The sequence below is a fragment of the Mesorhizobium sp. Arg314 genome, assembly GCF_053714275.1.
In genome coordinates this window covers 39,406-46,303 of sequence record NZ_JBSKBP010000039.1, presented here as the reverse complement: position 1 = coordinate 46,303, position 6,898 = coordinate 39,406, and the positions used below count along the sequence as shown (strand labels likewise).

General features: G+C 68.0%; 6 protein-coding genes and 1 pseudogene. 6 read left to right on the top strand and 1 reads right to left on the bottom strand.

Annotation, left to right across the window (positions count from 1 at the left end; all coding sequences use genetic code 11):
- Positions 1–313 precede the first annotated feature (313 nt).
- Positions 314–484: pseudogene (locus ACWGS9_RS28070) on the bottom strand (transposase); the annotation flags it as partial.
- A gap of 94 nt (positions 485–578) precedes the next feature.
- On the opposite strand from ACWGS9_RS28070, the gene ACWGS9_RS28065 reads away from it, so the two are divergent.
- From ACWGS9_RS28065 to ACWGS9_RS28040, 6 genes are all read left to right on the top strand, one after another.
- A complete protein-coding gene (locus ACWGS9_RS28065) occupies positions 579–1,781 on the top strand; it encodes a cytochrome P450 (RefSeq protein WP_454508292.1) in 1,203 nt (400 codons plus the stop codon).
- A gap of 95 nt (positions 1,782–1,876) precedes the next feature.
- Positions 1,877–3,166, top strand: a complete 1,290-nt coding sequence (locus ACWGS9_RS28060; RefSeq protein ID WP_454508291.1) for a cytochrome P450 — start codon at positions 1,877–1,879, stop codon at positions 3,164–3,166.
- A 1-nt stretch (position 3,167) separates the two neighbouring features.
- On the top strand, positions 3,168–3,476 hold the full coding sequence (locus ACWGS9_RS28055; RefSeq protein ID WP_454508296.1) for a ferredoxin: 309 nt from the start codon (positions 3,168–3,170) through the stop codon (positions 3,474–3,476).
- On the top strand, positions 3,463–4,299 hold the full coding sequence (locus tag ACWGS9_RS28050) for an SDR family oxidoreductase (protein WP_454508295.1): 837 nt from the start codon (positions 3,463–3,465) through the stop codon (positions 4,297–4,299). The genes ACWGS9_RS28055 and ACWGS9_RS28050 overlap by 14 nt, the downstream gene beginning before the upstream one ends.
- Positions 4,299–5,642 carry a cytochrome P450 gene (locus ACWGS9_RS28045; RefSeq protein ID WP_454508290.1) on the top strand — a complete coding sequence of 448 codons (1,344 nt, stop codon included), beginning with the start codon at positions 4,299–4,301 and terminating at the stop codon, positions 5,640–5,642. Before ACWGS9_RS28050 ends, ACWGS9_RS28045 begins: the two co-directional genes overlap by 1 nt.
- Positions 5,643–5,796: 154 nt before the next feature.
- Entirely contained in the window at positions 5,797–6,795 is a 999-nt protein-coding gene (locus ACWGS9_RS28040; RefSeq protein WP_454508294.1) for a polyprenyl synthetase family protein, read from the top strand.
- The last annotated feature ends 103 nt before the right edge of the window (positions 6,796–6,898 follow it).

Below are 6,898 nucleotides of genomic sequence, written 5' to 3'. Positions count from 1 at the left end.
TGATCTTGCGCGTGCCGGGCTCGTGGCTCTCGCCGGGTTCGATCGCAAGGATCGCCGCATGTTTGCGTTGGAACGGGTGGGGCGAAGTGGTGCTCGCGGTCCGTTGGCCCGCATGCCAGGGAGCCCGGCAGGACGCATCTCGGGAAAACTGGGCTTGGAAGGGCGGCGAAGCTCGTCCTCAGGCTGCAGCAGCCGCGTAGCGGAACGGCTCCTTCGTCTTCCACATTGCGTGGAGGATGACGGCGAGCTGGCGCGCCCCCGCGACCTTTGCCTACTTGAAGCCGGCGCCTTGGCGATCGCAGGCCTCAGGCCTTCAGAGAAGAGAAGCCGACCGTCGCGTGAGGATCACATTGGGGGCTTCGTATCGGTGGGTTCGCGTGAGCTTGTCACCGCGCTTCGAGACGCGGCCGTTTCGACTGACCTCGCCGGATTCATAGCGCCTGGGCGCGAGACCGAGATAGGCGCCGGCGCTGGAGGATCGACGGAAGCGGGGATCATCGTCTCTGCGATTGCCTTGATCTCGGGCGCCTGCCGGTCACCTTCCGCCCTTCCATCGGTTTAGAGAGTGAAGTGCCACCATGTCCGAACAACCCTTGCCGATGCTGCCGATGTGGCGGGTCGATCACATCGAGCCCTCGCCCGAGATGTTGGCCCTACGCGCCAACGGTCCGATCCACCGCGTGCGCTTCCCGTCCGGGCACGAAGGCTGGTGGGTGACAGGCTACGACGAGGCCAAGGCGGTGCTGTCCGATGCGGCGTTCCGGCCCGCGGGAATGCCGCCGGCGGCATTCACCCCGGATTCGGTGATTCTCGGCTCGCCGGGGTGGCTGGTCTCGCACGAGGGGGGCGAGCATGCCCGGTTACGCACGATCGTGGCGCCGGCCTTCACCAACCGCAGGGTGAAGCTGCTCGCGCAGCAGGTCGAGGCGATCGCCGCGCGGTTGTTTGAGACGCTGGCGGCCCAGCCCCAGCCCGCCGACCTGCGGCGCCACCTCTCCTTTCCGCTTCCGGCTATGGTCATCAGCGCGCTGATGGGCGTGCTCTACGAGGATCACGCCTTTTTCGCCGGGCTGTCCGACGAGGTGATGACGCACCAGCATGAAAGCGGCCCGCGCAGCGCGTCGCGCCTGGCCTGGGAAGAACTGCGCGCCTACATTCGCGGCAAGATGCGGGACAAGCGCCAGGATCCGGGCGACAACTTGCTGACGGATCTGCTCGCGGCGGTCGACCAGGGCAAGGCGAGCGAGGAAGAGGCGATCGGCCTGGCGGCGGGCATGCTGGTGGCTGGGCACGAGAGCACCGTCGCGCAGATCGAATTCGGCCTTCTGGCCATGTTCCGCCATCCGCAACAGCGCGAACGCCTGGTCGGCGATCCATCCCTGGTGGACAAGGCGGTGGAGGAAATCCTGCGCATGTACCCGCCGGGCGCGGGCTGGGACGGCATCATGCGCTATCCGAGGACCGACGTGACCATAGCGGGCGTGCATATTCCCGCGGAGAGCAAGGTGCTGGTCGGCCTGCCGGCGACGTCATTCGATCCGCGCCATTTCGAGAACCCGGAAATCTTCGACATCGGACGCGACGAAAATCCGCACCTGGCGTTCTCCTACGGGCCGCACAACTGTATCGGCGTGGCCCTGGCCAGGCTGGAACTCAAGGCGGTGTTCGGTTCGATCTTCCAGTGCTTTCCCTCGCTGCGCCTGGCCGTGGCGCCCGAGGAACTGAAGTTGCGCAAGGAGATCATCACTGGCGGGTTCGAGGAGTTCCCGGTGCTGTGGTGATGCGCGGCCGCCGCCGGGAACCGCGAGCTTCTCCGCAATTTGTCGGCGCGCCTAGGCGCGCGCCGGTCAGATCAGCCAGCCAACAGGTAACCAAGATGGACGTGCAAGAAACCACGGCAGCATGCCGGGACGCCTTCGCCGAACTGGCGTCGCCAGCGTGCATCCAAGACCCTTATCCGTTCATGCGGTGGTTGCGCGAGCACGATCCGGTGCATCGCGCGGCGTCGGGCCTTTTTCTGTTGAGCCGCCACGCCGACATCTACTGGGCGCTCAAGGCCACGGGCGATGCGTTTCGGGGACCGGCGCCGGGCGAACTGGCGCGCTATTTCCCGCGTGCGGCGACCAGCCTGTCGCTCAATCTGCTGGCGTCCACGCTAGCGATGAAGGATCCACCGACGCATACGCGTCTGCGCCGGCTGATCTCGCGCGATTTCACCATGTGCCAGATCGACAACCTGCGGCCGAGCATCGCGCGCATCGTCGCAGCGCGCCTGGACGGCATGGCGCCCGCGCTGGAGCGCGGGGAGGCGGTGGACCTGCATCGCGAGTTCGCGCTGGCCTTGCCCATACTAGTCTTCGCCGAACTGTTCGGCATGCCCCAGGCCGACATGTTCTCCCTCGCCGCTGGCATCGGCCCCATTCTGGAAGGCCTGAGCCCTCACGCCAGCGATCCCCAGCTCGCCGCGGCGGACGCGGCCAGCGCCAGGGTGGCGGCCTACTTCGGCGACCTCATAAAGCGCAAGCGCACCGATCCCCGCCACGACATCGTGTCGATGCTGGTAGCCGCACATGACGACGATGTCGATACGCTGTCGGATGCGGAGTTGATCAGCATGTTGTGGGGCATGCTGCTGGGCGGCTTCGCCACCACTGCTGCGACCATCGGCCATGCGGTCCTGGCGATGCTGGCGTATCCCGAACAGCGGCACTGGCTGCAGGGAGACGCCTTGGGGGTGGAGGCATTCGTCGAAGAAGTCCTCCGCTGCGACGCGCCCGCCATGTTCAGTTCCATTCCGCGTATCGCCCAGCGCGACATCGAACTGGGCGGCGTGGTGATCCCGAAGAACGCCGACGTGCGGGTGCTGATCGCGGCCGGCAATCGCGACCCGGACGCCTTCGCCGATCCCGACCGCTTCGATCCCGCGCGGTTCTACGGCACCAGTCCTGGCATGTCGACCGACGGGAAGATCATGCTGAGCTTCGGCCACGGCATCCACTTCTGCCTCGGTGCGCAACTGGCCCGGGTGCAGTTGGCCGAGAGCCTGCCGCGGATCCATGCGCGCTTCCCCACGCTAGCATCGGCCGAGCAGCCGACTCGGGAGCCCTCCGCGTTCCTTAGGACGTTCCGCGCGCTGCCAGTGCGGCTGCATGCGCAGGGGGGCTGAGGTGCGCGTCGTGGTCGACCAGGATCTGTGTGGAACCACCGGGCAGTGCGTGCTGACGCTGCCGGGCACCTTTCGCCAGCGCGAACCGGACGGCGTGGCCGAAGTGTGCGTGGCGACGGTCCCGCAGGCGCTACATGCCGCCATGCGGCTCGCGGCCAGCCAGTGCCCGGTCGCCGCCATTCGGGTCATCGAGAGCGACGCTAGCGATGACGAGCGCGCCAGCGCCGACCCTGCGTCTTCTCCGGGGGAGGCCGAGCGGCATGCCGCGAGAGACCAACGCAATCCAGAAGGACACGATGGGACGGTTTGATGGCAAGGTGGCCGTGGTGACCGGCGCCGGCGCCGGCATCGGCAAGGCATGCGCCCTCGCCATCGCGCGCGAGGGCGGCAGAATGGTGGTGGCCGACATTGATGGGTCGGCGGCCATCGCCTGCACCACGCTGATCGCGGCCGAAGCAGGCCAGGCACTGGCCCTGGCTATGGACATCGCCGACGCTCAGGCGGTGGCAGCGCTGTTCGATACGGCGGAGCGGCACTTCGGTGGGGTCGACCTGCTGGTGAACAACGCGAGCGCCATGCATCTGACCCCGCGCGACCGCGCGATCCTCGACCTGGACCTGGCCATCTGGGATCAGACCATGGCGACCAATCTGCGCGGCACGCTGCTCTGCTGCCGGCAGGCCATCCCACGGATGATCGCCCGCGGCGGTGGCGCGATCGTCAACATGTCGTCGTGCCAGGGGCTCAGCGGTGACACCGCGCAGACGTCCTACGCCGCGTCGAAGGCGGCGATGAACATGCTGTCGGTCTCGCTCGCCACCCAATACGGTCATGCGCAGATCCGCTGCAACGCGGTTGCGCCGGGTCTCATCATGACCGAGCGTCTCCTCGCCAAGCTGGACGAGTGCATGCAACGGCATCTGCGCCGGCACCAGCTCCTGCCGCGCGTCGGCCGCCCTGAGGACGTGGCCGCGCTGGTGGCGTTCCTGCTCTCCGACGATGCTGCGTTGATCACCGGCCAGGTCGTGTGCATCGACGGCGGCATGCTGGCGCATATGCCGACGTACGCAGACGGTGGCAATAGCCGCGCCGCGCGGGCTGCCGGCGACACCGCCGAAGCGGAGGGCTGTTGATGGACATGCTGCTCAACCCGCTGGACCGTCGGCACCGGCTGCGGCACGACATCCCGGTCGTGCCCGGCGCTTTCCCCCTGGTCGGGCATCTTCCTGCCATCGTCTGCGACCTGCCGCGCCTGCTGCGGCGCGCGGAACGGACGCTGGGCAGCCACTTCTGGCTGGATTTCGGCCCTGCCGGACACCTGATGACCTGCGTGGATCCGGATGCGTTCGCATTACTTCGGCACAAGGACGTGTCCTCGGCGCTGATCGAAGAGATCGCGCCCGAATTGCTTGGCGGAACGTTGGTCGCCCAGGACGGCGGCGCGCACCGGCAGACGCGCACTGCGATCGAGGCGGCGTTCCTGCCCAAGGGGCTGACCCAGGCGGGCATCGGCGACCTGTTCGCGCCCGTCATCCGGGCACGGGTGCAGGCGTGGCGCGACCGCGGTGTCGTAACCATCCTGCGCGAAACCGGCGACCTGATGCTCAAGCTCATCTTCAGCCTCATGGGAATCCCCGCGCAGGACCTGCCGGGATGGCATCGCAAGTACCGGCAACTGCTGCAGTTGATCGTCGCGCCCCCGGTCGACTTTCCCGGACTGCCCTTGCGGCGCGGCCGCGCCGCCCGCGACTGGATCGACGCGCAGTTGCGCCAGTTCGTGCGCGACGCGCGCGCGCATGCCGTGCGCACCGGGTTGATCAACGACATGGTGAGCGCCTTCGATCGCGGCGACGATGCGCTCTCCGATGACGTCCTGGTCGCCAATATCCGCTTGCTGCTGCTTGCCGGTCACGACACCACCGCCTCGACGATGGCCTGGATGGTGATCGAGCTGGCGCGGCAGCCTGTGCTGTGGGACGCCCTGGTCGAGGAGGCGCTTCGCGTGGGCGCGGTGCCGACCCGGCACGCGGACCTGGCGCAGTGTCCGGTCGCCGAGGCGCTGTTCCGCGAGACGCTTCGCATGCATCCGCCGACCACGCTCCTGCCGCGTCGCGCGCTGCAGGAATTGCAACTCGGCCAACGGCGCATTCCCGCGGGCACCCATCTGTGCATCCCGCTGCTGCATTTTTCGACCTCGGCGCTGCTGCACGAGGCGCCTGATCAGTTCCGCCTGGCGCGGTGGCTGCAACGCACGGGGCCGATCCGGCCGGTGGACATGCTCCAGTTCGGTACCGGCCCACACGTCTGCATCGGCTACCACCTGGTATGGTTGGAAATGGTGCAGTTCTGCATCGCCGTGGCGCTGACCATGCACAAGGCCAGGGTGCGGCCGCGGTTGCTGAGCGGCGTCGAAAAAGGCCGGCGCTATTACCCGACCGCACATCCGTCCATGACAATCCGCATCGGCTTCTCATGAGCTGGCATCGCATGTCCCGTGTGGCGAGGGCAGCGGCGCCCGCGAGGCGCGGCATTGCTGCACCCGGCGCGCGCGCTCGGTGCGACGCCGGCAACACCGCGGCGGCTCGCGCTCGCCGTTGCCGTCTCCTGTCAGGTAAAGGGACATGAACAACATGCAGACCGGTTCCACGCTATACGACGACCTAAGTTGCCCTTACGCGCTCGGCGGATTGGGCGCGCGGGCGCGCGACGCATCCGGCAGGCTGCTGCCGGAGATCTGGATGCAGGAGGGCGCAAAGCGGGTCGAACAGGCGCTGGCGCGTCTCCTCTGCGCCGAAGACGACGGTGAGACCGAGCTGATGGCGGCGATGCGCTACGCCACCTTGCATGGCGGGAAGCGCACCCGCGCCTTGCTCTGTCTGGCTGCCGGCGCACTGGCCGACACGCCGGCCGACATGCTCGAGGACGTCGGCGCCGCCATCGAGATGATGCACGCCTGTACCCTGGTCCACGACGACCTGCCCGCGATGGACGACGACGTGCTTCGCCGCGGCCTTCCGACCGTGCACGTCAAGTTCGGCGAAGCCACTGCGATCCTGGTCGGTGATGCGCTGCAGGCGCACTCCTTCCTGACCCTGGCGAGCCTGGATGCGCCGGGCGACAACCGTATCGCGCTCGTGCGCGAACTCGCGCAGGCGGTGTCCGTCGAGGGTGCCGCAGGCGGGCAGGCCATGGATCTGTCGCTGGTCGGAAAGCACGTCGAGCTGGACAGGATCGTGGCGATGCATCGGATGAAGAGCGGAGCGCTAGTGCGCGCGTCAGTTCGCATGGGCGCGCTGTGCGCCATCGCGGAGGATGCCGCGCACGCTGCGCTGTACTGTGCGCTCGATCGCTACAGCGCCTGTTTGGGCCTGGCGTTGCAGGTGGTCGACGACATTCTCGACGCGACAGCGGATACCGCGACTCTGGGCAAGACCCCCGGCAAGGACGCGGCGGCGCGGAAGCCGACCTGCGCGTCGATCATGGGGCCGCAGGCAGCGCGCCAATTCGCGTTGGATCTGTTGCGCGACGCCGGGAGGGCCATCGCCCCGCTGGGACCTCGTGCGGAACGGTTGGCGCAGGTGCTCCAGCGGGCCAACGCGTATCTGTTCAAGCACACGCCATGCGCATGAGCGCGCCCGACCGGAGGGAGTCGCCGCGCGATCGGCCGGCGGCGGTGATGCATGCTGCACTGTCCCGGTCCGCGGTGCCGATCGGAGCAGTTGGCCAGCAGGG